At 68.4% G+C, this 24,788-nt stretch carries 28 protein-coding genes; 20 read left to right on the forward strand and 8 right to left on the reverse strand.

Annotation, left to right across the window (positions count from 1 at the left end):
• Positions 1-3: 3 nt before the first annotated feature.
• The gene (locus ACM6LU_RS18380) at positions 4-843 is read right to left on the reverse strand and encodes a hypothetical protein (RefSeq protein ID WP_414938929.1); all 840 of its coding nucleotides are present in this window, start codon (positions 841-843) and stop codon (positions 4-6) included.
• A 361-nt stretch (positions 844-1,204) separates the two neighbouring features.
• Here ACM6LU_RS18380 and arc point away from each other — a divergent pair, with 361 nt between their 5' ends.
• Positions 1,205-3,007 (forward strand): proteasome ATPase, encoded by a 1,803-nt coding sequence (gene arc, locus ACM6LU_RS18385; protein WP_076161922.1) that lies wholly within the window; start codon positions 1,205-1,207, stop codon positions 3,005-3,007.
• A 55-nt stretch (positions 3,008-3,062) separates the two neighbouring features.
• Here arc and ACM6LU_RS18390 read toward each other — a convergent pair whose 3' ends face one another.
• On the reverse strand, positions 3,063-3,974 hold the full coding sequence (locus tag ACM6LU_RS18390) for a DMT family transporter (protein WP_414939154.1): 912 nt from the start codon (positions 3,972-3,974) through the stop codon (positions 3,063-3,065).
• Between the two features lie 143 nt (positions 3,975-4,117).
• On the opposite strand from ACM6LU_RS18390, the gene ACM6LU_RS18395 reads away from it, so the two are divergent.
• Genes ACM6LU_RS18395 through ACM6LU_RS18405 form a run of 3 tightly spaced genes read left to right on the forward strand, consistent with a single transcriptional unit; the run spans position 4,118 to position 6,073 of the window.
• The gene (locus ACM6LU_RS18395) at positions 4,118-4,462 is read left to right on the forward strand and encodes a hypothetical protein (RefSeq protein WP_410598890.1); all 345 of its coding nucleotides are present in this window, start codon (positions 4,118-4,120) and stop codon (positions 4,460-4,462) included.
• A complete protein-coding gene (locus tag ACM6LU_RS18400; RefSeq protein WP_414938930.1) occupies positions 4,459-5,412 on the forward strand; it encodes an aldo/keto reductase in 954 nt (317 codons plus the stop codon). The genes ACM6LU_RS18395 and ACM6LU_RS18400 overlap by 4 nt, the downstream gene beginning before the upstream one ends.
• Before the next feature lie 55 nt (positions 5,413-5,467).
• Positions 5,468-6,073, forward strand: a complete 606-nt coding sequence (locus ACM6LU_RS18405; protein ID WP_414938931.1) for a hypothetical protein — start codon at positions 5,468-5,470, stop codon at positions 6,071-6,073.
• Here the strand turns inward: ACM6LU_RS18405 and ACM6LU_RS18410 are convergent.
• Positions 6,070-6,588 (reverse strand): NUDIX domain-containing protein, encoded by a 519-nt coding sequence (locus ACM6LU_RS18410; RefSeq protein WP_414938932.1) that lies wholly within the window; start codon positions 6,586-6,588, stop codon positions 6,070-6,072. The genes ACM6LU_RS18405 and ACM6LU_RS18410 overlap by 4 nt on opposite strands.
• Positions 6,589-6,631: 43 nt before the next feature.
• On the opposite strand from ACM6LU_RS18410, the gene dop reads away from it, so the two are divergent.
• The 4 genes from dop (at position 6,632) to prcA (ending at position 10,140) form a co-directional block, all read left to right on the forward strand.
• On the forward strand, positions 6,632-8,134 hold the full coding sequence (gene dop / locus ACM6LU_RS18415; protein WP_414938933.1) for a depupylase/deamidase Dop: 1,503 nt from the start codon (positions 6,632-6,634) through the stop codon (positions 8,132-8,134).
• A gap of 96 nt (positions 8,135-8,230) precedes the next feature.
• The gene (locus tag ACM6LU_RS18420; protein WP_005150863.1) at positions 8,231-8,425 is read left to right on the forward strand and encodes a ubiquitin-like protein Pup; all 195 of its coding nucleotides are present in this window, start codon (positions 8,231-8,233) and stop codon (positions 8,423-8,425) included.
• 74 nt (positions 8,426-8,499) lie between these two features.
• Positions 8,500-9,336, forward strand: a complete 837-nt coding sequence (gene prcB, locus ACM6LU_RS18425) for a proteasome subunit beta (RefSeq protein ID WP_414938934.1) — start codon at positions 8,500-8,502, stop codon at positions 9,334-9,336.
• Between the two features lie 51 nt (positions 9,337-9,387).
• Positions 9,388-10,140, forward strand: a complete 753-nt coding sequence (gene prcA, locus ACM6LU_RS18430) for a proteasome subunit alpha (RefSeq protein WP_414938935.1) — start codon at positions 9,388-9,390, stop codon at positions 10,138-10,140.
• Positions 10,141-10,221: 81 nt separating this feature from the next.
• Here the strand turns inward: prcA and ACM6LU_RS18435 are convergent, their stop codons facing one another.
• A complete protein-coding gene (locus ACM6LU_RS18435) occupies positions 10,222-10,860 on the reverse strand; it encodes an RICIN domain-containing protein (RefSeq protein WP_414938936.1) in 639 nt (212 codons plus the stop codon).
• A gap of 286 nt (positions 10,861-11,146) precedes the next feature.
• Here ACM6LU_RS18435 and ACM6LU_RS18440 point away from each other — a divergent pair, with 286 nt between their 5' ends.
• Positions 11,147-12,121 (forward strand): ArsR/SmtB family transcription factor, encoded by a 975-nt coding sequence (locus tag ACM6LU_RS18440; RefSeq protein WP_414938937.1) that lies wholly within the window; start codon positions 11,147-11,149, stop codon positions 12,119-12,121.
• Positions 12,122-12,166: 45 nt separating this feature from the next.
• On the opposite strand, the gene ACM6LU_RS18445 is transcribed toward ACM6LU_RS18440, so the two are convergent.
• Positions 12,167-13,642, reverse strand: coding sequence for a bifunctional phosphatase PAP2/diacylglycerol kinase family protein (locus ACM6LU_RS18445; RefSeq protein WP_414938938.1), 1,476 nt, complete (start codon positions 13,640-13,642; stop codon positions 12,167-12,169).
• A 147-nt stretch (positions 13,643-13,789) separates the two neighbouring features.
• On the opposite strand from ACM6LU_RS18445, the gene pafA reads away from it, so the two are divergent.
• The 4 genes from pafA (at position 13,790) to ACM6LU_RS18465 (ending at position 17,576) form a co-directional block, all read left to right on the forward strand.
• Positions 13,790-15,148 carry a Pup--protein ligase gene (gene pafA, locus ACM6LU_RS18450; protein WP_414938939.1) on the forward strand — a complete coding sequence of 453 codons (1,359 nt, stop codon included), beginning with the start codon at positions 13,790-13,792 and terminating at the stop codon, positions 15,146-15,148.
• Positions 15,149-15,230: 82 nt separating this feature from the next.
• Positions 15,231-16,271: a WD40/YVTN/BNR-like repeat-containing protein gene (locus ACM6LU_RS18455; protein WP_414938940.1), complete on the forward strand. Its 1,041-nt coding sequence runs from the start codon at positions 15,231-15,233 to the stop codon at positions 16,269-16,271.
• Between the two features lie 12 nt (positions 16,272-16,283).
• Positions 16,284-16,625: an ArsR/SmtB family transcription factor gene (locus ACM6LU_RS18460; RefSeq protein WP_414938941.1), complete on the forward strand. Its 342-nt coding sequence runs from the start codon at positions 16,284-16,286 to the stop codon at positions 16,623-16,625.
• Between the two features lie 72 nt (positions 16,626-16,697).
• A complete protein-coding gene (locus ACM6LU_RS18465) occupies positions 16,698-17,576 on the forward strand; it encodes a TIGR03620 family F420-dependent LLM class oxidoreductase (RefSeq protein WP_414938942.1) in 879 nt (292 codons plus the stop codon).
• On the opposite strand, the gene ACM6LU_RS18470 is transcribed toward ACM6LU_RS18465, so the two are convergent.
• Together ACM6LU_RS18470 and ACM6LU_RS18475 are read right to left on the reverse strand one after the other, a co-directional pair.
• Positions 17,573-18,271, reverse strand: a complete 699-nt coding sequence (locus tag ACM6LU_RS18470; protein ID WP_414938943.1) for an SDR family oxidoreductase — start codon at positions 18,269-18,271, stop codon at positions 17,573-17,575. The genes ACM6LU_RS18465 and ACM6LU_RS18470 overlap by 4 nt on opposite strands.
• Positions 18,268-18,720 (reverse strand): SRPBCC family protein, encoded by a 453-nt coding sequence (locus tag ACM6LU_RS18475; protein WP_414938944.1) that lies wholly within the window; start codon positions 18,718-18,720, stop codon positions 18,268-18,270. Before ACM6LU_RS18475 ends, ACM6LU_RS18470 begins: the two co-directional genes overlap by 4 nt.
• Positions 18,721-19,188: 468 nt before the next feature.
• Here ACM6LU_RS18475 and ACM6LU_RS18480 point away from each other — a divergent pair, with 468 nt between their 5' ends.
• The 7 genes from ACM6LU_RS18480 to ACM6LU_RS18510 all read left to right on the forward strand — a co-directional run bounded on the left by ACM6LU_RS18480 (position 19,189) and on the right by ACM6LU_RS18510 (position 24,136).
• Positions 19,189-19,620, forward strand: coding sequence for a winged helix-turn-helix transcriptional regulator (locus tag ACM6LU_RS18480; protein WP_414938945.1), 432 nt, complete (start codon positions 19,189-19,191; stop codon positions 19,618-19,620).
• 9 nt (positions 19,621-19,629) lie between these two features.
• Complete coding sequence (locus ACM6LU_RS18485; protein ID WP_414938946.1) at positions 19,630-20,610, forward strand: helix-turn-helix transcriptional regulator; 981 nt, start codon at positions 19,630-19,632, stop codon at positions 20,608-20,610.
• Positions 20,607-21,584: a helix-turn-helix transcriptional regulator gene (locus ACM6LU_RS18490; protein ID WP_414938947.1), complete on the forward strand. Its 978-nt coding sequence runs from the start codon at positions 20,607-20,609 to the stop codon at positions 21,582-21,584. Before ACM6LU_RS18485 ends, ACM6LU_RS18490 begins: the two co-directional genes overlap by 4 nt.
• A 9-nt stretch (positions 21,585-21,593) precedes the next feature.
• Entirely contained in the window at positions 21,594-21,803 is a 210-nt protein-coding gene (locus ACM6LU_RS18495; RefSeq protein WP_414938948.1) for a bacteriophage holin, read from the forward strand.
• 37 nt (positions 21,804-21,840) lie between these two features.
• Positions 21,841-22,176, forward strand: coding sequence for a Sec-independent protein translocase subunit TatA (tatA, locus tag ACM6LU_RS18500; protein ID WP_414938949.1), 336 nt, complete (start codon positions 21,841-21,843; stop codon positions 22,174-22,176).
• A 108-nt stretch (positions 22,177-22,284) separates the two neighbouring features.
• Positions 22,285-23,253, forward strand: coding sequence for a twin-arginine translocase subunit TatC (gene tatC, locus ACM6LU_RS18505; protein WP_414938950.1), 969 nt, complete (start codon positions 22,285-22,287; stop codon positions 23,251-23,253).
• A gap of 7 nt (positions 23,254-23,260) precedes the next feature.
• Entirely contained in the window at positions 23,261-24,136 is an 876-nt protein-coding gene (locus ACM6LU_RS18510; protein WP_414938951.1) for a diacylglycerol/lipid kinase family protein, read from the forward strand.
• Here the strand turns inward: ACM6LU_RS18510 and ACM6LU_RS18515 are convergent.
• A complete protein-coding gene (locus tag ACM6LU_RS18515; RefSeq protein WP_414938952.1) occupies positions 24,120-24,707 on the reverse strand; it encodes a hypothetical protein in 588 nt (195 codons plus the stop codon). The genes ACM6LU_RS18510 and ACM6LU_RS18515 overlap by 17 nt on opposite strands.
• Between the last annotated feature and the right edge of the window lie 81 nt (positions 24,708-24,788).

Here is a 24,788-nt window from a genome sequence, read left to right on the forward strand (position 1 = left end):
GCGTCAGCTCTTGCCGCCGGTGAAGCACCAGAGGTCGGACTCCTTCTTGAAGTTCAGGTTGCCCGAGTCGGCCTTGCCGTTCTGGGTGACCTTCGCCGGGAGCTTCGCGGTGTCGCCGCTGACCGTCAACTCCCCGGTCTTCTCCATCTTGATGTCCTTGGCGATCGGCACTTCGTCCTTGGTGTTCACGCTGCGGCAGGCCGACTGCGCGACGGTCTTGCCGTCGCCGGCGTTGTAGGCGGCGAGGACGGCGTCGGCCACCTCCTGCGGCGTCGCCTTGCCCAGCGGTGCGGGACCGGAGCCCTTGCTCGCCGAGGTGCTCGGTGAGCTGGACTTGCTCCGGGTCGAAGAGGTCGACGGCTTCTTGGACGACGAAGACTCGGAACCCGTCGGGGCCACGCTGCTGGAACTCGCGGGCGGCGCCGCGGTCGGATTGTCGTCGCCCGAGTTGAGCGCGATGACGAGGGCGGTGACACCGCCTCCGACCAGGACGACCGCGCCGATCGCGATGCCGACGATCAGGCCGGTCTTCTTTTTCTTCGGCGGCTCACCGTAGCCGCCTTCCTGCGGGTAGGCGTTGTAGCCGCCCTGCTGCTGACCGTACGGATCCGGCTGGCCGAACTGCTGCGTGGCACCGGGGTGTCCCTGCTGGGGTTGGGGGCCGCTCTGCGGGTACCCGCCCTGCTGGCCGTACGGATCCTGTCCGTACTGACCGGGCTGCTGGCCGTACTGGCCGTCACCGGGGTATCCCTGTTGCGGCTGGGGGCCGCTCTGCGGGTACCCGCCCTGCTGGCCGTACGGATCCTGTCCGTAGCCGCCGGGCTGCTGCGGCGGGTAAGTCATGGCTGTTGCCCCCTAGTTGTTCTGCGAAAATGCTCAACTCGACATGCCGGTCCGCCTCCCCGGCGAACGTCGGCCCGATGCTAGCCACCGAGCCGGATCGCCGCTCGATTAGGGCCGAACTGATACCGGAACCCGTTTGCACCCGGACGGAGCCGGGTATTCCGCCGCAGGTCAGGGCAGGTGGACGGAGTGTGACCATGGGAGTGCCGGACCCGGCACCGGGATGGCCTCTTGCGCGGCGGGAACGTACGTGCGTCAGGTCGTCCGGAACGCGACGCGCCGATCTTGTGATGCGGAAAGGCCTTTTATTGTCGGTGATCGCCGGTACCGTGGAATGAAAAGCACTCCGAGGAGGTGCCCAATGCATCATGACCTTCCCGGAGGTCGGCGCGAGGAGGCCGACCCTTCAGAAACGACCGGAGCTGGAACCACGTCCGACGAGCAGGCACGTCAAATTCGCTTCCTCGAGGAGGAAGTGGCCCTGCTGCGCCGGAAGCTCACCGATTCGCCACGTCAGAACCGGGTGCTGGAGCAGCGACTCGCCGAAGCGTCGGAACGAGTGAGCCAACTCACGGAACGCAACACGAAACTGGTCGAGACGCTCCGCGAGGCGCGTGGCCAGTTGCTCGCGTTGCGAGAGGAGGTCGACAGGCTGGCCCAACCTCCGAGCGGTTACGGCGTGTTCGTCACCGCATACGAGGACAACACGGTGGACGTGTTCACCGCGGGCCGCAAGATGCGGGTTTCGGTCTCACCCGCGGTGGAGGTCTCGTCGTTGCAGCGCGGACAGGCGTTGCGGCTCAACGAGGCCCTCACCGTCGTCGAAGGCGGCGACTTCGAGAAGATCGGCGAGGTCTGCGCGCTGCGCGAGGTGCTGGCCCCGGACGTCGAGGGCGGCAGCCCCCGTGCGCTCGTGGTGGGGCACGCGGACGAGGAGCGGGTCGTCCTGCTCTCCGATCCGCTGGCCGAACAGCCCCTCAAGCCGGGCGATTCCCTGCTGGTCGACTCGAAAGCCGGCTACGCCTACGAGCGCGTGCCGAAGGCGGAGGTCGAGGATCTCGTGCTGGAGGAGGTGCCCGACGTCCAATACGAGGACATCGGTGGCCTCACCCGGCAGATCGAGCAGATCCGCGACGCCGTCGAGCTGCCGTTCCTGCACGCGGATCTCTACCAGGAGTACCAGCTGCGCCCGCCGAAGGGCGTACTGCTCTACGGGCCTCCTGGCTGCGGTAAGACCCTCATCGCCAAGGCGGTGGCCAACTCGCTCGCCAAGAAGGTCGCGGAAGCACGCGGCGACAAGGCGGACGGGAAGTCCTACTTCCTGAACATCAAGGGTCCGGAGCTGTTGAACAAGTTCGTCGGGGAGACCGAGCGGCATATCCGCCTGATCTTCCAGCGGGCTCGGGAAAAGGCCTCCGAAGGTACCCCGGTGATCGTGTTCTTCGACGAGATGGACTCGATCTTCCGCACCCGCGGTTCGGGCGTGTCCTCCGACGTGGAGACCACGATCGTCCCGCAGCTGCTCTCGGAGATCGACGGTGTCGAGGGCCTGGAGAACGTCATCGTCATCGGCGCCTCCAACCGTGAAGACATGATCGACCCGGCGATCCTGCGGCCGGGCCGGCTCGACGTCAAGATCAAGATCGAGCGTCCGGACGCCGAAGGCGCGAAGGACATCTTCTCCAAGTACCTGTCCGACGGTCTGCCGATCCACGCCGACGATCTCGAAGAGTTCGGCGGGGACCGCAGGGCGACGTTCGACGCGATGATCCAGCACACGGTCGAGCGGATGTACGAGGAGACGGACGAGAACCGGTTCCTCGAGGTCACCTATGCCAACGGTGACAAGGAGGTCCTGTACTTCCGTGACTTCAACTCGGGCGCGATGATTCAGAACATCGTGGACCGGGCGAAGAAGTCGGCCATCAAGTCGGTGCTGGAGACCAAGCAGCCCGGCCTGCGTGTGCAGCATCTGCTGGACGCGATCGTCGACGAGTTCGCGGAGAACGAGGATCTGCCCAACACCACCAACCCGGACGACTGGGCCCGGATCTCCGGCAAGAAGGGCGAGCGGATCGTCTACATCCGCACGCTCGTCACCGGCAAGAACCAGGATTCGGGGCGGGCGATCGACACCGCCACGAACACCGGTCAGTACCTGTAGAACAAGCCGAAGGGGCCCTTCATCGCATGCAATGCGATGAAGGGCCCCTTCGTTTTCAAACGGCTACAGGTTCCTTGACCTTCTTGCGCGGGCTCAGGCGACCGTGCGCGGCCAGGATCCCCAGTACGACGAGCAGCGCGCCGACGGGCTGGTTCCACGCCAAGGGTTCGTCGAGGACCAGAACGCCGAGCAGTACGCCGACCACGGGTGTGAGGTAGGTCACTGCTGACGCGTTCGACGCGCCCCACGCCGCGATGATCGACGCGTTCCAGGCGTAGGCGAGTCCGGTGCCCAGTGCTCCGAGCGCGATCATGCTGAGGACGATCGGCGTGTCGAGGCGCACCGGCGTCGTCGCGATGAACGGCGCGAGCACCAGCATCACGACGGCGCCGCAGCAGACTTGCCCGAGGGCGATGGTCGGCGCGTCGAGGTTCCGCCAGGAGATGAACCGCCGCACGTAGACGAACGAGATCCCGTAGCAGGTCGTCGCGCCGAGGCACGCCAGTTGTGCGGTCAGTTCGTGGGAGAGATCGATCCCTTGCCAGACCCCCACGATGGTGAGCACGCCGAGGAAGCCGAGGACCAGGCCGGTCGTGCGGGCCTTCGTGAAGCGCTCGGCGGGCAGCGCGGCCGCGGCGACGAGCATGGTGATCAGCGGGGTCGTCGCGTTGAAGATGCTGGCGAGCCCGGACGAGATGTACTGCTCGGCCCAGGAGAACAGCAGGAACGGGATGACACACAGCAGCACGGAGACGACCGCGAGATGGCCCCACAGCGCCGGATCGCGGGGGAGTGGTTTGCGGCGCCAGGCGGCGATGCCGATCAGCGCCAGTGCGCCGAGGCAGACGCGGGAGAGCGCCACCTGAGCCGGCGAAAGGCCGGTGAGACCGATCTTGATGAACAGAAAACTCGCGCCCCATACGATCGCGAGTGCCGCGAACCGGGTCGTGATACCGAAACGTCCCAATTGTCCTTCTTCCGAGTCCTTGCCTTCGAACTCAGTGAAGCGGGAATCCACTGTGTACTCCAGCGGTTTTCGGACGATGTGTCCGACGCCTCCGGCGCGCCTCTCGGCCGAGGCGAGCGTATAACGCTCTATACTTCGGAGCCGTGAGCGAATCTTCCGGGCGCCCGCGCGCGCCGATCACCGAGGCCGATGTCCTGGCTTGGCTGGAAACGACGGCCGCCGCCGTTCAGGCGGGGGAAGTGAGCGCCCCCGAACTGATCGAAATCCTAGGGGAGTTGCGACGCGCCTCCGCGGCCTGCGCCGACGCGTCCGACTGGGCGTTGCTCGCCGCCAGGGAAGAGGGCGCCAGCCTCCGTCAGATCGCGCCGGTCTTCGGCAAGGGTTACGTTCGGGCTCCGGCGGCCCGCCTCGAAAAGCTCCATCGGCAGGCGCAGAACTCGAGCCAGTGGCTCGCGATCCTCCGGCACAAGAACGAAGGAGCCCGGTGACAGACTCGGAAATCCCCGTCGACGAACGCATCGCCGTCGGACTGGCGGCGCTCGGCAGGCCCGCGTACATCAATCTGGGCCGGGTCGACGCGCTGCCGCCAGTGCGCGACTTCGAGGCGATGCGCGCGGCGACCTATGCCGTGCTCGACGACGCGTACCGGGCAGGCGTCCGGTGGATCGACGTCGCCCGTTCGTATGGCTCCTCCGAGGAGTTCCTCGCCGGCTGGCTCGCCGATCGCGCCCACCCGGAGGTGACCGTGTCGAGCAAATGGGGCTACCGCTACGTGGGGGAGTGGAAGCTCGACGCGGCGGTGCACGAGGTCAAGGAGCACACCGCGGCGCGGTTCGCCGGACAATGGGCGGAAACCGTTGGTCTGCTGGGAAAGGCGGTGTCGCTCTACCAGGTCCATTCGCTCACTGTGGACAGTCCGCTGTTCACCGACGACAGGCTCGTCGGCGCGCTGGCCGAACTCGCCGCCGACGGTGTCCCGGTGGGGTTCTCCACGTCCGGGCCGGAACAGGCCGACGCGGTCAGGCGGGCGTTCGAACTGGAAGTGTCCGGAACGCCGGTTTTCAGCGCCGTGCAGTCGACGTGGAACCTGCTGGAACCCTCCGTCGGCCCGGCGCTCGCCGAGGCGCACGCGGCCGGCAAACGGGTATTGGTCAAGGAAACGGTCGCGAACGGACGGCTGGTGGTCGAGCCACCGCCCGCTCTCGGGAGGATCGCGCGGGAACACGAAGCCGGCCCGGACGCGGTGGCGATCGCGGCGGTACTGGCGCAGGACTGGCGGCCGGTCGCGGTCATCGGCCCGTCGAGCACGGCGCAGCTCGCGGAGAATCTCGTTGCCACGAAGGTGAAGCTGACCGCGGAAGAACTCGGGGAGCTGGCCGCGCTCGCCGAAGAACCGGTCGCCTACTGGCGGCACAGGTCCTGCCTCGGCTGGCACTGACGGGCTGGTCTAGTCTCGCGGCAAACGTCTGGCGGGTCACCGGGGAGGCTTGAGGGTGCGTCATCGGCAGGTGCTCGCGGTGGCGACGGTCGCGCTGTTCGGTTTGTCGGGCTGCGCCGACCGTCCCAACGATCTCGACACCTACTACGACGACCCCACACCGACGCCCGCGGCCGAACCCGCGCAGCCTTCGGTCAAGCCGCAGGCCGCCCCGATCCCGTCGCCGTCGACCTCGGCCCCGGTCCCCGCGGCCGTTTCCGCCGCGTTGCTGACCGACGAGGACGTCGCCGAGGAAGAGGTCGTCCCTGGCGAGAGCAAGATGTCCGGCTGCCTGACCGGCCTGACCCGCGGCACCAGCCGCTCGACGGCGTGGTCGTACGCGAGCGGTTCGACGCTGGAACAGCAGGTCACCGAGTACACCGACCGTGACGCCTCGGACGTCGTCACTCAGGCGGACTGCGAAGGCAAGAAGCTCACGCTGCCGAAGCAAACCGGTGTCGAAGTACAACGCGCATGGTGTGAAGGCACGACGTGCACGGTGTTGCTCGCGAAAGGGAAACTCGTCTCCGCGCTCAGCGTGACCGCCGGGACCGGGGCGCGGGCGACCGACGCGGCGAAGCGGCTGCTTCCGCTCGTCGCGCAGCGCCTCCGTTCGGCCTAGCGCGCGGCTTCCCGCCGGAACCACTCCAAGGCGCCGAGACGTCCGTCCGGCACGAACCGGCTCTCCGGATCATCGAGCCACGAACGCAACTCGTCCAGCGTCAGCCATCGTCCTTCGACGACTTCGGACAGCTGATGGACGAAGGGGCCGTCCCATCGCGCCTCGAAGGCGAAGTTGTGGCAGCGGATCGTGCCCACGTCGTAGACATGGGTGAAAAGCGGACGCAGGTTCACCCCGTGAACACCCAGTTCTTCAGCCAGTTCACGGCGTGCGCAGTCCTCCGGTGTCTCACCCGCCGCGACGACGCCGCCCGCCCAACAGTCCCAAGTGGAGGGATAGACGTCCTTCATCGGCGTACGCAGGTGCACGTAGACGGAGTTTCCATCACCCGAACGGACCAACACCACGCCCGCCGCGTGCCACAGTCCCTCGGCGCGGACCCGGGAGCGCGTGGCCGCCCCCACCGCGGTTCCGCCGAGGTCATAGAGCGCAACGAGTTCGTCACTGCCTGACATGGGGGGCATCGTCGCACGGCCCTGACCCCGTAGGGTGGTGGGTATGCGGCGGATCATGGGAACCGAAGTCGAGTACGGCATCGCGGTGCCGGGCGACGCGACGGCGAACCCGGTACTTACCTCGACCCAGGTCGTGCTGGCCTACGCGGCCGCGGCGGACATCCCACGGGCCAGGCGGGCACGATGGGATTACGAGGTGGAATCGCCTCTGCGCGACGCGCGTGGTTTCGACCTGACCGGCCCGAGCGGTCCGGGGCACGACCCGGACGTCGAGGACCTCGGCGCGGCGAACGTGATCCTGACCAACGGCGCCCGGCTGTACGTCGACCACGCTCACCCGGAGTACTCGGCGCCCGAGGTGACGAACGCGCGTGACGCGGTCATCTGGGACAAGGCGGGCGAGCGGGTCATGGAGCAGGCGGCACGCAAGGCCGCCACCGTGCCCGGCCAGCCGCCTTTGCAGCTGTACAAGAACAACGTCGACGGCAAGGGCGCGAGCTACGGCACGCACGAGAACTACCTGATGCAGCGGTCGACCCCGTTCACCGCGGTGATCGGGGGGCTGACGCCGTTCTTCGCCTCCCGCCAGGTGATGACCGGTTCGGGCCGAGTCGGTGTCGGGCAGCAGAGCGAGGAAGCGGGCTTCCAGCTCTCGCAGCGCTCCGACTACATCGAGGTCGAGGTCGGCCTGGAGACGACGCTCAAGCGCGGGATCATCAACACCCGCGACGAGCCGCACGCCGACGCCGACAAGTACCGCCGCCTGCATGTCATCATCGGCGACGCGAACCTGGCCGAGTACTCGACGTACCTCAAGGTCGGGACGACGGCGCTGGTGCTGGACCTGATCGAGGCAGGCATCCGGTTCGACGACCTGAAGCTGGACGAGCCGGTGCGCGCGGTGCACCAGATCAGCCACGACCCGACGCTGAAGGCGAAGGTGTCGCTGGCCAACGGGCGGAAGTACACCGGCCTAGATCTCCAGTTCGCCTACCACGAGATTGCCTCGGCGAACCTGGAGCGCACCGGCGCGGACGAGGCCGCCAAGGAGGTCCTGCGGGTCTGGGGCGAGATCCTGGACGCGCTGGCGCGGGACCCCCAGGAATGCGCGGACAGGCTGGACTGGCCGGCGAAGCTGCGGTTGCTCGAGGGCTACCGCGCTCGGGACCAGCTGGCCTGGGGCGCGCCGCGGTTGCGGCTGGTCGACCTGCAGTACTCGGATGTCCGCTTGGACAAGGGCCTGTACAACAGGCTCGTCACCAGGGGTTCGATGAAGCGCCTGGTGACCGAGGAGGAGGTGCTGGAGGCGGTCACGACCCCGCCTTCGGACACCAGGGCCTATTTCCGGGGCCGCGCGCTGGAGAAGTACGCCAGCTCCATCGCCGCGGCGTCCTGGGATTCGGTCATCTTCGACGTCGGCAGGGAATCGCTGGTGCGGATCCCGACGTTGGAGCCGCTGCGGGGCACGAAGGCCCACGTGGGGAAGTTGCTGGACGACTCCGCGACAGCCGAGGAACTGGTGGAAGCCCTCACCGGTTCGGACTAGCGGGAATTCCTTTCCTCAGGGTTAAGCGATCACGGATCCCACGGAATGTCGGGACCGCTGGGTAGGCTAGGTACATCAGCCACACCGGGAGGCGAGATGGCTCAGGAAAAGATCGAAAAGCACGGCGGAGGCGACTCGGACGAAGAGTTCGAGGGCGGCGGTCCGGCCGGCCAGGAGCGGCGCGAGAAGCTCGGTGAGGACGTCGACACGATCCTCGACGAGATCGACGACGTGCTCGAGGAGAACGCCGAGGACTTCGTCCGCGCGTACGTGCAAAAGGGCGGCGAGTAACTCGTCTTCCGGCGGCCGGATGCGGCCGCCCGCGCAGAGCCGGCGGATCACACAGATGGGAACTTTGAGCACGTATGGAACACACCTCGGGTAAGTCGGCGCTGCCCGCCGCGTACTTCACGTCGGGGACCTCGTCGTTCTCGGACTTCCTTCGGGCGCAGGCGCCTGAGCTGCTCCCGGAGCGGCGTGTCGCGTCCGGGGCCGCCGGGCTCGACGCGCCGCACGGGACGACGATCGTCGCGGTCAAGTTCGGGGGCGGGGTGCTGATCGCCGGTGACCGGCGGGCGACGTCGGGCAACTTGATCGCCTCGCGCGACATGGAGAAGGTGCACGTCACCGACGAGTACTCGGCTGTCGGCATCGCGGGCTCGGCGGGGCTGGCGATCGAGATGGTGCGGCTGTACGCGGTCGAACTGGCGCACTACGAGAAGATCGAGGGCGTTTCGCTCTCACTCGACGGTAAGACGAACAAGCTCGCCGGACTGGTGAAATCCAACCTCGAGATGGCGATGTCAGGGCTGGCCGTGCTGCCGCTGTTCGTCGGGTACGACCTCGACGCGGAGGACGCGAAACACGCGGGCCGGATCATCTCGTACGACGCGACGGGCGGGCGGTACGAGGAAAGCGCCGGTTACCACGCCATCGGTTCGGGTTCGCTGTTCGCGAAGGGCTCGCTGAAGAAGCTGCACGACCCGGACGCGGACGCCGAAGCCGCGATCCGGGTGGCGGTGGAAGCGCTGTACGACGCGGCGGACGACGACACCGCGACCGGCGGGCCGGATCTGGTGCGCCGGATCTTCCCGACGATCGTGACGATCACCGCGGAGCAGGGCGCGGTGGCGGTGCCGCAGGAGCAGACGATCGCGGTGGCCGAGGCGATCGTCGCCGCGCGTGCCGAGCGCGGGCGCTAGCCGTCGTCCCTGTCCCTTTCCGATGAGAGCCAGAAAGAGCGGAGCACCACAGTGACGATGCCGTTGTACGCCTCTCCCGAGCAGCTGATGCGGGAGCGTTCCGAGATCGCGCGCAAGGGCATCGCGCGCGGCCGGAGCGTGGTCGTGCTCAAGTACCGCGGTGGCGTGCTGTTCGTGGCCGAGAACCCCTCGGCGACGTTGCACAAGGTGTCGGAGATCTACGACCGGATCGGCTTCGCGGCCGTGGGCCGCTACAGCGAGTTCGAAAACCTCCGTGTCGCCGGCATCCGGCACGCGGACCTGAAGGGCTATCAGTACGACCGGCGGGACGTCAGCGCGCGTGCGCTGGCGAACGCGTACGCCGCGTCGCTGGGCAGCATCTTCACCGAACAGCTGAAGCCGTTCGAGGTGGAGATCTGCGTGGCCGAGGTCGGCGTGACCGCGGCCGAGGACCAGCTGTACCGGTTGACCTACGACGGTTCGATCTTCGACGAGCCGAAGTTCGTGGTGATGGGCGGTCAGGCCGACACGCTCACCACGAAGCTGAAAGAAAGCTACGAGGCGGATCTGGAGCTGGGTGCGGCGCTCGGAGTCGCGGTGAAGGCGTTGCGCGACAACACCCCGACGCCCACGAACGGCGACTCGGACCCGGTGAAGCTCGAGGTCGCCGTTTTGGAGCGGGAGCGGCGCGGCCGCAAGTTCCGCCGGGTCGCCGGGGTGGCGCTGGACGCGCTGCTGCCCGCCGAGCCGGAGGAACCGGCGAAGGACGAGGACAAGCCCGAAGGTGAGTCCAAGAAGGACTGAGTTCGTTTGTCGCCAGTACAGGAAGGCCCTCTTCCTTGCGCCTAGCGCAAGGAAGAGGGCCTTCCTGTACTGAGTGCCGGATCAGGCGGGGGTGTCGCCCCACCACTGGCTGCGGCCACCGGCGATGAAGCTCCACAGCTGGAGCCGCGTGCCGTTGGAGGACGAGTTGCCCTCCGCGGTCAGGTACCGGCCGCTGCTCGGGTTCTGGAACCGGACATAGCCCTCAGGGTTGACGGTGCCGCCCCACCACTGGTTCTTGGCACCGGCGACGTAGTCCCACAGCTGGACGATGGTGCCGTTCTTGTTGATGGTGTTGAGGTCCGCGTCCAGGTAGCGGCCGCTGGCCACGTTCTGGAAGCGGGAGTACCCCTCGGGGTTGTCGGTGATGTAGAACGCCTGGTGGTCCGCGTCCAGGTTGCAGTCCCAGAGCTGCATCTTGGTGCCGTTGCGGTTGATGCTGTTGAGGTCCGCGTCCCAGCACTTGTTCGAGTCCAGCCCGGACGGGATGAGGTACATGTCCGCGTCGGCCACGCCGTTGGCCTGCGTGCGCGCGCCGGTCGAGGTGCGCTTGACCGGGATGAGCTTGATGCCGTGCACGGAGACCGTCTTGAACCCGTCACCGGTGGGCTGCGGGGCCGCGGTGGCGGCGGGAGCGGTGGCCAGGGTCAGCACACCCGCCGCGGCGGTGATGATTCCCGCCAGGCGCTTCAGTTTAGTCAATTTCTTCCCCTTTGTGGAAAGCGTTTTCTCCCAGTGATGGTGAGGGAGAAGGCAGGAATCTTCAGGCCGCGACGAATCGCGGTCCTTTGAAACCTGCCGGTGAATCCCCCTCGTGGAAGGCTCCGCGTAAACCCCCGAGAAGCGGGCCTTCTTTCGAACATCATTCAGGTCTGAACCACGGCCGTCGAGGAGATTTCCGGGAGCGGCAATATGGCAGCTCAGCCATGTAACGGAACGGCGTTGCTCGCGATCACACGGCGAGACTCCGAGCAAGGCGAGGACATCCGTGCGCATCGAGCTGACGTTGCAGGACCTGACGCGCGTCCGGCTCGCGCCCGAAGCCGACCCCTTGGCCGAGCTGGTGTCCAGCCTGCAGATCCTGCAGCGGCGAGACGCGGGCTCGGCGTTGTTCAACCGGTGGCGGCACCGGGTCCGGCTCGGGCTGACGGAGTCGGCCGCGGTGCTGTTGTGGCTGTGCCGCCCCTACGCGCCGATCCCCGCGTTCCTCGTTCCGGACGCCGGGGTAGGTGATTTTGAGGCGGGCCTCGCGGAGATCGCCCGGACCGATTCGGTGTGTTTGAAGGCGGCGTTGCGGGACGCCCCGGTCAACCGGGAGTTGCCGGCCTGGGCGGCGGGATTGCCGGATGGGGACACCACCGGCCTGCCGAAGCTCGTCCAGGCGATGCAGGACTACTTCGACCTGTCGCTGGCGCCGGGATGGGAGCCGGCGCGGACGCAGGTCGACGCGGACCGCGGGATGCGGGCGCAGCTGTTGCTCCACGACGGAGTGGACGCGGTGCTGACGAGTCTGCGGCCGCTGGTGCGCTGGTCGTCTCCGGTGCTGGAGGTCGGCGACGGGATCGTCGGTGCGTGTGGTGCGAGCGGCGCCGGGCTCATGATCTCACCGACCTACTTCGCGGTGTGCCCGGTGATCGTCCCGGCGGTTAGTGAGACGCCGGTCCGGCTGCTGTATCCGTCGGTGCGGCAGGCGGCCCCGTCGACCGGCTACGGCCGCGACGTGCGGAGATCGCCGGACACCGCCCTCGCCGATCTGCTCGGGCCGACCAGGGCGGCGGCGCTGGCCGTCCTCGCGGTCGGATGCAGCACGTCGGAGCTGGCCGCCAGGCTGGGAGTGACGCCCTCGGCGGTCAGCAAGCACGCCACCGTGTTGCGGCGCGCGGGGCTGATCACCACCGAACGCGACCGTAACTCCGTGCTGCACTCGCTGACGCCGCTGGGTAGCGCCCTGCTGGTCGCCTAGGGGCTTGGCGCCCAGAAGGTTCGGCCCGACGTAGTCCGGCAGCGCCTAGTTTCGGTAGACGGTCAGCGCGCTGGGCCGCGACCGGAAGCGGAAGTCGTTGCCGAGCGGTCCGACCTCACCGTCGGTGGCGACGCGACGGTTGCCGTTGAGCAACTGGACGTGCAGTTCCGGAACGTCGAGTTCCTGGTAGACGTGGCTCGCGTTGAGACTGTTCGTGATCGTGGCCAGGATGAACCGCGCCCGCGAGTAGGGCAGGTCGGCACGCAGGTAGCGGACGTCGAGAAGGCCGGTGTCGAGTGCCGGGCGGTGCGAGGGCGCGAACCCCTTCGGCGCGTAGGTGCCGTTGCCGACGAACAGCAGCCAGATGCTGCTGGTCTTGCCGTTGAGGGTCACTTCCAGCGGCTTCGCGCGCCGCAGCGTGCGGGCGAGCGCCATCGCCGCGGACGGCCACTTCGGGTGCCGCTTCTGCAGCCTTTCCCGCACCCGCACCATTTCCGGGTAGCCGCCGAGGCTGGCGGTGTTGACGAAGTAGCGGTGGTCGTCGTCGTTGATCTCGACCTCGCCGAGGTCGACGCCCACGGCGTTACCCGCCTCGGTGGCGGCGTCCGCGTCGGGCATGGAGCGCATGCCGACGTCGCGGGCGAAGTGATTGAGGGTGCCCGCCGGAATGAGCGCGAGCGGCAGGTCGTGGTCGGCCGCGACGGAGGCCACCGCGGCGACCGTTCCGTCCCCGCCGGCGACGCCGAGCGCGCGCACGGTGCCGTTACGGGCGGTGAGCTCGTCGACGAGCTGTTCGCGCAGGTCCCGCTTCGAGTCCGGGTAGAGGATGGTCGCCTTGGGCCACGCGAAGCGGGTCTCCTCGGTCGGGTCCTGGCCGTCGATCCCCGAATGCGGGTTGACCAGGACGAGCATGTCCTCGCCGTCACGCATCTCGGGTGCTTCGGCGGTGTGCGCGGTGCGGCCGGGGACGTCGGGGTTCACCGGCCACCAGTGCCGTGTGAGCAGGCCCGCGCCGACGCCGATGCCGATGCCCACGCCGACGTCACTCGGCCAGTGGACGCCGGTGTGGACCCGGGAATAGGCCACGGCGGCGGCCAGCGGCACGAGGGCGGCGCCCGTCTTGGGCGATTCCATCGCGACGGCCGTGACGAAGGCGGCCGCGGACGCCGAGTGACCGGAGGGGAACGACGACGAGGTCGGCCGCCGGACGAGGCGCCGGTGCATCGGCACCTCCTCGGCCGCGGGGCGTCGGCGGGGGAACAGCGGCTTGCCGATCAGGTTCGCAGCGGCGCTCGCCCCGGCGATGGCCGCCACGCCGCGAAGCGCGCCTCGGCGTGTCGGGCCCTTCTTCGCCGCGAGCAGGACCGCGACACACCACCAGAGCTTGGATTTGTCCGCACTTTTCGAAAGCGAGGTGATCACGTCGTCGGCCCTGGTCCTCGGCAGCGCCGCGCTCTTGGCCATCAACCGCCGGTCGGTCCGGCCGACCTTGCGGAAAGGGCGCTTGAGCTGCTTTAACACGATTACACCGCTTCCGAGTCGGGACGTCATGTGCGTGATACCCGATCGGGACTCCCCGCACACCTTTCACCGAATGCAACGTACCGACCGCGTGTCGCCGCCCGAACGGCGCACCGTCAGTGGGTCCTCACCGCCTACTCTGGTGGGATGCAGCGGCGGATCTTTGGCATCGAGACCGAGTTCGGGGTCACGTGCACCTTTCACGGGCAACGCAGGCTCTCTCCGGACGAAGTGGCGCGTTACCTGTTTCGGCGTGTCGTGTCCTGGGGGCGTTCGTCGAACGTCTTCTTGTCGAACGGCTCGCGGCTCTACCTCGACGTGGGCTCCCACCCGGAATACGCCACGGCCGAATGCGACGACCTCGTCCAGCTGGTCACGCATGACAAGGCGGGGGAGCGGATCCTCGAGGATCTCCTGATCGACGCCGAGCGGCGGCTGGCGGACGAGGGCATCGGCGGCGACATCTTCCTGTTCAAGAACAACACCGATTCGGCGGGCAACTCCTACGGCTGTCACGAGAACTACCTGGTGACCCGTGCCGGGGAGTTCTCCCGGATCGCCGACGTACTGCTGCCGTTCCTGGTGACCCGGCAGCTGATCTGCGGCGCCGGCAAGGTCCTGCAGACGCCGCGCGGCGCGGTGTACTGCCTGTCCCAGCGAGCGGAACACATCTGGGAAGGCGTCTCCAGCGCTACCACGCGTTCGCGACCGATCATCAACACCCGCGACGAACCGCACGCCGACGCCGAGCGGTACCGGCGCCTGCACGTGATCGTCGGCGACTCGAACATGGCCGAACCGACCACGCTGCTCAAGGTCGGGTCGGCGAACCTGGTGCTGGAGATGATCGAGGCGGGCGTCCAGTTCCGCGACTTCACCCTGGACAACCCGATAAGGGCGATCCGCGAGATCAGCCACGACCTCACCGGCCGCCGCCAGGTGCGGCTCGCCGGTGGCCGCGAGGCGTCCGCGCTGGACATCCAGCGCGAGTACCACGCCCGCGCCGTCCAGCACGTCAAGGAGACCGGTTCGTCGCCCCAGTCCGAGCGCGTCGTCGAGTTGTGGGGCCGGGCGCTGGAGGCGGTGGAGCAGCAGGACTTCAGCAAGATCGACACCGAGATCGACTGGGCGATCAAGCACCGGCTGGTCGAGCGCTACCGCGCCAAGCACGACCTCGACCTGTCGAGCCCGCGGATCGCGCAGCTCGACCTGGCCTACCACGACATCCGGCGCGGCCGCGGCATCTTCGACCTGCTGCAGCGCAAGGGGCTCGTGCGCCGGGTCACCGACGACGGCGAGATCGAACTGGCCAAGGACACCCCTCCGCAGACCACGCGGGCGAAGCTGCGTGGTGACTTCATCGCCGCGGCGCAGGCCGCCGGACGTGACTTCACCGTGGACTGGGTGCACCTCAAGCTGAACGACCAGGCGCAGCGGACCGTGCTGTGCAAGGACCCGTTCCGTTCGGTGGACGAACGCGTCGAACGGCTCATCTCCTCGCTCTGAAAGTTGCTCCGTGAAGGCCATCCTGAGGGACTCCCGGTCCCCTAGGCTGGCCTTCACGGGTCTTCAGAAGAGAGGTGCGCCGATGCGTGCGCTACTGGTCCTGCTCGGAGCGGTCGGGCCGCTGGCGTTCACCGGAGTCGCGTATGCCGCGCCGGAGTGTCCCGACCCGGCGTGGGTGGAGACCCCGACCGGCACGAACGCGCAGCTGCGCGGGCTCTCCGCGGTGGACGCGAAGACGGCGTGGGTCAGCGGCAGCAAGGGCACCGTCCTGCGCACCACCGACCGCGGCCGCACCTGGAAGCCCGTCGCCCCTCCTGAGACGGCGGCTCTCGACTTCCGTGACATCGAGGCCTTCGACGCCGACCACGCGGTCGCCCTGTCCATCGGGCCGGGCGACGCGTCCCGGATCTACCGAACCGACAACGGCGGCAGGAGCTGGCGGCTGTCCTTCCGGAACGGTGACCCGGCCGCCTTCTACGACTGCCTCGCGTTCTTCGACCACCGGCGCGGCCTCGCGATGAGCGATCCTGTGGACGGCAAGTTCCGGTTGCAGTCCACTTCGGACGGCGGTCGCACTTGGAAGCTCGCACCCGCCGAGGGCATGGTGCCCGCGCTCGACGGCGAGTTCGGGTTCGCCGCCAGCGGTCAGTGCCTCACCACGTCGGGCCCGCGTGACGCCTGGATCGCCACCGGCGGCGGCGCCCGCGCCCGCGTCCTGCACTCCGGTGACGGTGGACGGACGTGGGAAGCCGCCGACACCCCGTTGCCCAGCGGTGCCTCGGCCGGGGTCTTCTCGGTGACGTTCCGGGACCCGCGGCACGGCGTGGCCATCGGCGGCGACTACGCGGCGCCGAACGCACCCGGCCCCGCTGTAGCGCTGAGCGCAGACAAGGGACGAACCTGGCGAATGCCGTCGGAAGCTCCCGTCGGTTACCGCTCCGGCCTGGCATGGCTGGGGAACACGGTCATCGCCGTCGGCCCCGGTGGAAGCGATCTGAGTCCGGACGGCGGACGGCACTGGAAGTCGTTCGACACCGGTTCACTCGACTCCGTCGACTGCGCTCGCGGCGCGTGCTGGGCGAGCGGGGCGAAGGGCCGGGCCGCCCGGCTCGACGGGGTTTAAGCTCGAAGGACCATGACCGCACACGCCGAACCCCTCCAGGACACCGCCGAGCACCTGGTCGAGGTGCTCAAGGTGCTCGCCAACCCGGTCCGGCTCCAGGTGCTGGGGTGGCTGCGCGAGCCCGACCGGCATTTCCCGCCGGAGAAGGCGATCGCCGACCAGAACGAGGTCGGTGTCTGTGTGAGCCATCTCCAGGCGAAGCTGGGGCTCGCGCAATCCACGGTGTCGGCGTATATGGCGCTGCTGCAGCGCGCCGGGCTCGTGAAGTCCACGCGGGTGGGGAAGTGGACCCACTACCGCCGGGACGAGCAGCGGATCGCGCGGCTCGTAGACCTGCTCGGACACTCCATCTGAACCTCGCCGGGAATAACATATCGAAACTCTGCGATACTTCGATATGGAGAACTCGACGTGAGGAGCAGGCGGATGGAACTGGGGCGTTTCGGGATCTGGACGTTCGACTTCGAGGATCAGCCCGCGAGCATGCTGCGGGATTCGGTACGGGAACTGGAAGAACTCGGCTGGCCCGCGATCTGGATCCCGGAACGGGACGGCCGCGAAGCGCTGACCCACGCCGGATTCCTGCTCTCGGTCACCGATCGGATCACCGTGGTCAACGGGATCGCGCGGATCGGGTCCCGTGGGGCGCGCTGGGCCCACGGTGCGGCGCTTCTGCTGGCCGACGCCCATCCGGGCAGGCATGTACTGGGGCTCGGCTTCGGCGGCGCGCGTGCCGGGGTCAAGCCGCTGGAGGCGATGAGCGAATATCTCGACGAACTCGACACGGTCACCAGCGCCAACCCGCTGCCCGCGGCCCCGATCCGGCGCCTGCTGGCCGCGTACGGGCCGAAGATGCTCGGGCTCGCCCGTGACAGGTCCGAGGGCGCGCACACCTATCACGTGACGGTGCCGCATACCGCCGAGGCGAGGGAAGTGCTGGGGGACAAGGCCTTCCTCGGCGTCGAGCACGCGGTCCTGTTCGAGACCGACCCGGTCAAGGCGCGCGTGATCGCCCGTGAGCACCTGCACGCGTACCTCACGTCGGAGTACAACGTCGCCAAGTTCCTCCGGCTCGGCTACACCGAAGCCGACATCGACGGTGGCCGCGGCAGCGACAGGCTCGTCGACGATCTCGTGTTCTGGGGCGACCTCGACACCGTCGTCGCGAAGCTCCACGGACACCTCGACGCCGGTGCCGACCACGTCGGAATCCAGGTCATCGGTGTCGAACCCGGCGAATCGGCGATGCCGCACTGGCGGCGACTGGCCGAAGCGCTGCTGCCGCAGCCTGCCGCGACGCGCTAGCGGACCTGGCCGGTCGGGCGAACCACGATCTCGTTGACGTCGACCGAGGGCGGTTGCTCCAGCGCGTAGAGCACCGCCCTCGCGATGTCGTCGGGTTCCAGTTTCGGTTTGGACCGCGAATCCTCGGGGATCATCGAGGTGTCGACCAATCCGGGCTGCACCACGGTGACCCGGACGCCGGTGCCGATGGCCTCCTCGCGGATGGACCCGGCGAGCCCGGTCACCGCCCATTTCGTCGCCGAATAGAGGTTCCCCGGCCGGTGATAGCGGCCGGCGACCGAGCCGGTGAGCACGAGGTGTCCCTTCGATTCCGCCAGCGACGGCAGGGTCGCCCGCGCCGTGAGGGCGGTTCCGTAGACGTTGGTCAGCACCATGTCCCGCCATTGCTCGGGTTCCGCGCCGCCGTCGCCGAAGAAGGAGACGACGACGCTCTGGCCCGCGTTGGCGAACACCGCGTCCAGCCCGCCGAAGGTCTTCTTCACCGTCTCCACGGCGGACGACAGCGAGGTCCAGTCGGTGACGTCCACCGCGAGCGCGAGGGCGCGATCGTCGCCGAACTCGGCGACGAGGGGGAGCAGTGCCTCACGGTCGCGGGAGAGTAGCGCCAAGCGGAACCCGGCCGCCGCGGCCCGGCGTGCGGTGGCCTTGCCGAGGCCGCGGGAGGCTCCGGTGATCAGCAGTACTCGTTCGTTCATGCGTCCAAACTAGGCGGCGTGTACGTCTCCCACTCGGGCACCGGTTCACCGAGGAGGGCGGCGCCGAGCCGGTCGAGGTAGAAGTGCCAACCTTTCATGATGTCCGAGGTGTCCCACTCGGACTTGGGCATCAGGTGCACGAAATCGAGCACCGTTCCCGAGCCTTGCGGGGTCAAGGTCAGTACCACTCGCCAGGTCGGCTCGCCGGGGTTGATCAGATCCATGGCCAGCCGTTTCGGCGGATCGCATTCGCGGACGACGGCGGGGGCCGGTTCGGAATCCTTCTCCGCGGTCATCAAGAGCATGATCGTGTTGCCGACTCCGGCCTCACCCGTCCACGTGCCGATCCAGCGGGCAGTGCGGTCGGATTCGGTGAGCGCCGACCAGACGTCTTCGATCGGGTCCGGGTACTCACGCCGGAGTTCGAGCCGGGTCTTCTCGCTGTCCATCGACCGAATATAACTTGAGCCTTAATTAAGCGTCAACTTATTCGTTGGTGAGCGGGAGCCGTCCTCGTGATCCGCCTGCCGCCAGCCGCGCGTGTGCCTTCACCGTTTCGCCCGAGGGGAGGACGTCGCGCGGATCCAGACGTGCTCGACGTTGATGCCGCGCAAGGGCATCGGCGCCCGCTCCGGCCGCGAACGCCACGAACCGCCCTCGGCTCACCACGGCGTAAGGCTTCGAGTCCGGGCAGGGCCGTGTCTAGCGCCGCCGGGGATCTTCGCCCGCGCGCGGGGGCCAGGAAGTCTTCCCGGGATCTCGGTGAACTCCAGGACTTCCCGGGCCGCCGAACCGGCGGAGCACCACAGCACGCATTGCTCTCCAAGGGGCCGTTCGCGGTGAACGTATGGGGAGTTACTCTCCCAACGGGAAGTAGGCACTTCGAGGTGCCCGACCCACGCGGAGGTACGCGAACCGTGGTCACGCGCACGGCACAAGAACGCCGGAACGAGGAGAAGCAGGCCTACGACGCCTATCTCGCGGCGTGTCCGGCCCGGAAGCTGCTCGACGAGGTCTCGGGCAAATGGGTCAGTCTCGTCCTCGTCGCCCTCGGCGACGGGCCCGAGCGCTACAGCGACCTTTCCCGCCGGATCGCCGGCGTCAGCCAGAAGATGCTCACGCAGACACTGCGGACCCTGGAGCGGGACGGCTTGCTGACCCGCACCGTCACGCCGTGCGTCCCGGTCCGTGTGGACTACGAACTGACCGAACTCGGCCGGAGCCTCCTGCGGCTGGTGGCCGGGATCAAGGACTGGGCCGAGACACGGTTCGACGAGGTCGAGTCCGCCAGGGATCGTTACGACGCGCGATCGGCGGCTGTCACCATCGGGTCGGACGGCGCGGGCTAGGGTAGCCGGGTGTCCACCGCACGCGCCGAACGATTGGTCAACCTGGTTCTGGCCCTCCTGTCCACCCGGCAGTACCTCACCGCCGAGCGGATCCGCGGCATCGTGCCCGGGTACGCCGACGCGGCCAGCGACGAGGCCTACTTCCGCATGTTCGAGCGCGACAAGACGGAACTGCGTGAACTCGGCATCCCGTTGGAGACCGGGCGCAACTCCGCGTTCGACGGGATCGACGGTTACCGCATCGCGCGCCGCGACTACGAACTCGGAGAAATCGACCTCGCGCCCGACGAGGCGACCGCGGTCGGCCTCGCCGTCCGGCTGTGGGATTCGCCGGAACTGACCGGAGAAGCACAGGGCGCGCTGGTGAAGCTCCGCGCCGCCGGTGTCGAGGTCGACGACCACGCGCCGACCGTCGTCGAGCCCCGCGTCCGCGCCGAACCCGCGTTCGGCCCGCTTCTCGCCGCCGTACAGGCCGGGCAAGCGGTGCGCTTCGAGTACCGGCGCAGCGGTTCGGCCGAACGCAAGATCCGCACCCTCGAACCCTGGGGAGTGGTGTCCTGGCGAGGCCGTTGGTACGTCGTCGGGCATGACAGGGACCGTGGCGCGCCTCGCTGCTTCCGTCTCTCTCGCGTGACCGGGAAGGTTGACGCCTTCGGCGAATTCGGCGTCGTCGAACGCCCGGAAGGGGTCAACCTGTCGCGGATGGTCTCGGCCAGCAGCAGCGAGGACCCGTCCGCGCCGACCACCGCCAGCGTCTGGGTCGCCGACGGCCGGGCCGCCGGTGTCCGTCGCCGTGGCCGTGTCGTCGGCCGTAGCGACGCCGGGGGAGAAGAGGGCGACCTCGTGGAGATAGAGCTGTACTACCCCGAATCCGCCGCCGACTGGCTCACCGCCCACGGTCCGGACGTCCTCGTCCTCGAACCCGAGGTGCTCGCGAAGTCAGTCTTCAGTCGCCTCGAGGCCGTCGCGCACGCCGGTGGTGCCCGATGAGCGCCAGCGGACGCATGCCGCGCCTGCTCGCGCTCGTGCCGTATCTGCTCGCCCGGCCCGGCATCAAGATCACCGATGCCGCCAACGACTTCGACGTCACGCCCAAGCAGCTGCGCAAGGACCTCGAACTGCTCTGGATGTGTGGGCTGCCCGGCTACGGCCCCGGCGACCTGATCGACCTTTCCTTCGAGGGCGACACGATCGTCGTCACCCACGACGCCGGCATGAACCGCCCGCTGCGGCTCACCGGCGGCGAGGCGACCGCCATGCTCGTCGCGCTGCGAGCACTGGCCGAGACGCCAGGGGTGCTCGACGCCGACGCCGTTCGCCGCGCCATCGCGAAGATCGAAGCCGCCGCGGGGCGAGCCCAGCCGTCGGGCATCGTCGTCGGTGGGGGAGTCCGCGAAGGCAAGAAGACCGCCAGCACCCGCGAAGCCGTCCGGGCCGCGCTCACCGCGAAGCGCGCGTTGCGGATTCGGTACTACACCGCGTCCAAGGACGAGATCACCGAACGCACCGTCGACCCCATGCGGCTGCTCATCGTCCAGGCGGTCGGCTACCTCGAAGCGTGGTGCCGTCGCGCGGAAGACGTCCGGCTGTTCCGGCTCGACCGCATCGACGAACTCACCGTGCTCGACGAACCCGCCGTCCCGCCCGCGCACGCGCGGCCGACCGACATCTCCGACGGGGTGTTCCGCTCGCGTCCCGATCAGCAGGAAGCCGTTCTCGTCCTCGACCCCGACGCACGCTGGGTAGCCGAGTATTACCCGTGCGACGAGCTCGACGAGCTCGACGGCGGTCGCCTGCGGATCCGAATGCGGTACGCCGATGAATCGTGGATGGTCCGGTTGATCCTCGGTCAGGGTGGAGACGCGCAGGTGGAGAGCCCCGCCACACTCGAGGAGGCGGTTCGTCGACGGGCGGCCGACGCGCTGGCGCGGGCACGTCACCTTGCGTCAACCTACGAGCAGTAGGGTGACGCCGTGTCGTACCTGCCGAGCATCGCGCTCGCCGTCGCCGGGCTGATCGTTCTCTTCGTTCTACTCATCAAATTACGCGGAGTCTTGCGCGCGCTCACCCATACGATGAGCATGGTGGCTACGAACACCCGAAAACGGACAGGGCTCCTTCGTGCCCGGTCGGCCGCGCTCCGCGTGGCGATCGCGCGACGACGTGGGCTCGAAGACCGGTAACATCTCACCCAGAGACTCGAGAAGGAGGCCGCAAACAATGAACGCGCTGCAGCCGTGGCACATCATCATCCTGGTGCTCGTCGTTGTTCTGCTGTTCGGCGCCAAGAGGCTTCCGGACGCCGCGCGGTCCATCGGCAAGTCCATGAAGATCTTCAAGGCCGAGACCAAGGACATGGCCGGGGACAAGGACAAGGCCGCCGAGACCGAAGAGGTCGAGACCAAGCAGCTGCCGCAGGCCACCACGCCCGTGCCTGCCGCGTCGGCCGCGCAGGACAAGCAGGTCGCCGACCTCCAGCGCCAGCTCGACGAGCTCAAGAAGCAGCAGGCCACCACGCCCGTTCCGGCCGAGCAGGCGCAGAAGAACGCCAGCTGAGCGGTCTTGGCAAGCAGCTTCTAGCCAGCCCAGCGGAGCCTGTTCGCGGATGAGCGCGCCGAAGTCACGGTGCGCTCATGGTGGACCCAGACGAGAACGGACTGTTCAGTGGCGGATTCCGCCTCCGGTGAGGAGCGCCGCGGGTCGAAGCGGCGTAAGCGCAGCCGTCGGAGCAATCCCGACGGCACGATGACGCTCGTCGAGCACATCTACGAGTTTCGGCGCCGTCTGGGCTTCGCGCTGCTCGCTCTCGTGGCGGGAGGAATCCTCGGTTTCATCTGGTTCCAGACGACGATCGGTCCGATCCCGTCGCTGGGCAAGCTGCTGACCGACCCCTACTGCGCGGTGCCCGCCGATCGCCGGTTCGACGGCCCCACCGGTGGGTGCAAGCTGCTGCAGACCGTGCCCTTCGAAGCTTTCATGACGCAGTTGAAGGTCGGTCTCGCGGGCGGCGCGGTGCTGTTCTCGCCGCTGTGGCTGTACCAGATCTGGGCGTTCGTCGCCCCTGGTCTGTACTCCAAGGAGCGCAAGTACGCGCTCACCTTCGTCGCGTTCGCGTCGGGGCTCTTCGCCGCCGGTGCGGTGCTGGCCTACCTGCTCGTCCCGCACGCCCTCGAACTGCTGATGAACTTCGGTGGTGACCAGTTCATCACCGCGCTGACCGCGGACAAGTACGTCTCGTTCATCCTGTCGCTGCTGCTGATCTTCGGCGTCAGCTTCGAGCTCCCACTGCTCGTGGTGATGTTGAACCGTGTCGGCGTCCTGAAGTACCAGATGCTGAAGAGGTGGCGCCGTGGCCTGATCATGGCGCTGTTCGTCTTCGCCGCGTTCGCCACACCCGGTTCGGACCCGTTCTCGATGCTCGGTCTGGCAGGCGCGCTGATCGTGCTGCTGGAGATTTCCATCCAGATCGCGCGCTTCCACGACCGCAAGCTCGACAAGGAACGCGGCACCGAGGGCTGGGACAAGCTCGACGACGACGAGGCCGCGCCGTTCGACTACACGCCGAGCACGGTCGACGACGAACCCTCGGCCACCACCGGTGGCAAGAGGACCAACACCGACGACGTCACCTGATCCCGGGATGCACGCGGCACTGGCCGTCCACCCCGCCTCCGGTAACGGAGCGGCGGGGCGGCTGATGGAGTCGGTCGCGGCGCGGCTGCGGCCCGTCGTGGACCGACTCGACGTCCTCGTCGCCAACACGGTCGAAGAATCCCGCGCGTTGATGACCGACTCGCGCGCGGCCGGGCTGGACGTCCTCGTCGTACTCGGCGGTGACGGGGCGGCGCACCAAGGCGTTCAGTTCTGCGCCGGATCCGGTGTCGCCCTCGGCCTCGTCCCCGCGGGTACCGGCAACGACTTCGCCAGAGCCCTCGGTATCCCGGAGAACCCACATGCCGCCGCCGACGCGGTCGCCCGGCGGTTGAGCGCCGGGAAACGGCGGAGGATCGACCTCGGCCGGGCCGGTGGCGAATGGTTCGCCACCGTTCTCTGCTCCGGCTTCGACGCTCTTGTCACCGAACGCGCCAACAGGCTGCGCCTGCCCCGGGGTCCGCGACGTTACGACATCGCGATCCTGGCCGAACTCGCCGCGTTCCGGCCCCGGCCGGTCGTGCTCCGCACCGACGTCGAGACCGTCGAACTCGACGCCACCATGATCGCGGTCGGCAACACCCCGTTCTACGGCGGCGGCATGCGGATCTGCCCGGGCGCCGACCCCGGAGACGGGTTGTTCGACGTCACCGTCGTGGGCGACGCGACCCGGCGTGACCTGCTCCGCATGCTGCCCGGTGTCCGCTCGGGCGGTCACATCGCGCATCCGGCGGTACGTTCCCTCAAAGCACGCCAGATCCACCTCGCGGGCAGCGACCTGCCCGTCTACGCCGACGGCGAACCGCTGGGCAGGCTGCCGATCGACATCACCTGCGTCCCCGGGGCGCTCACCGTCCTCGGATGAGCCCGGCGTAACCGCCGGCGCGCCATACCTGGCCCCGGAACGTCGCGGCCGACATCAGGTCGCCGCGCGGGAAGTAAACGCCGCCGCAGCGGTGGCAGAACCACGCCCGCCGCCAGTACGCGAGCGCGTCCGGGATGCCACGGCGGATCCGCGCGTTGCGCCACAGCCGGAGCACGAACAGCACGGCGAAGAGCGCGACCAGCGCGAACGCGCCGAACGGAAAGATCCACGCCCCGATCGCCGCCCCGACACGTCCGCCCGCGGTCGGCGCCGGGTTCTCGGCGAGGACGTCGTTGGCGAACGAGACGAACACGAACGCGGGGATCAGCAGGAGCAGCGCCAGCGTCAGGAAGCACCCACCGCCGCGGACCACCGGATACGGGTTGAGCGCCGCCGCGGTCGCGGTCACCGACACGCCACGGTGCGACGTCGCGGTGTAGACCACGCCGTCACCGGCGGGGACTGCCGTCATCGACCCCTGTACCCGGTAGGTGGTCTGTCCGCTCTGGAACACCGCCGGCACGCTCTGTACCTGGTCGACCTGCGCGCACTGCGGACAAGTGATCTCCATGGTGTCCCCTCTCGATCACGAATCGGCCCTTGGATGCGACAGGGGAGGACACCGTTCCCGCGATCGTCACACCGGGTGCGA

Origin of the sequence: Amycolatopsis sp. cmx-11-51, from assembly GCF_047608665.1 — a bacterium.
GTDB lineage: Bacteria > Actinomycetota > Actinomycetes > Mycobacteriales > Pseudonocardiaceae > Amycolatopsis.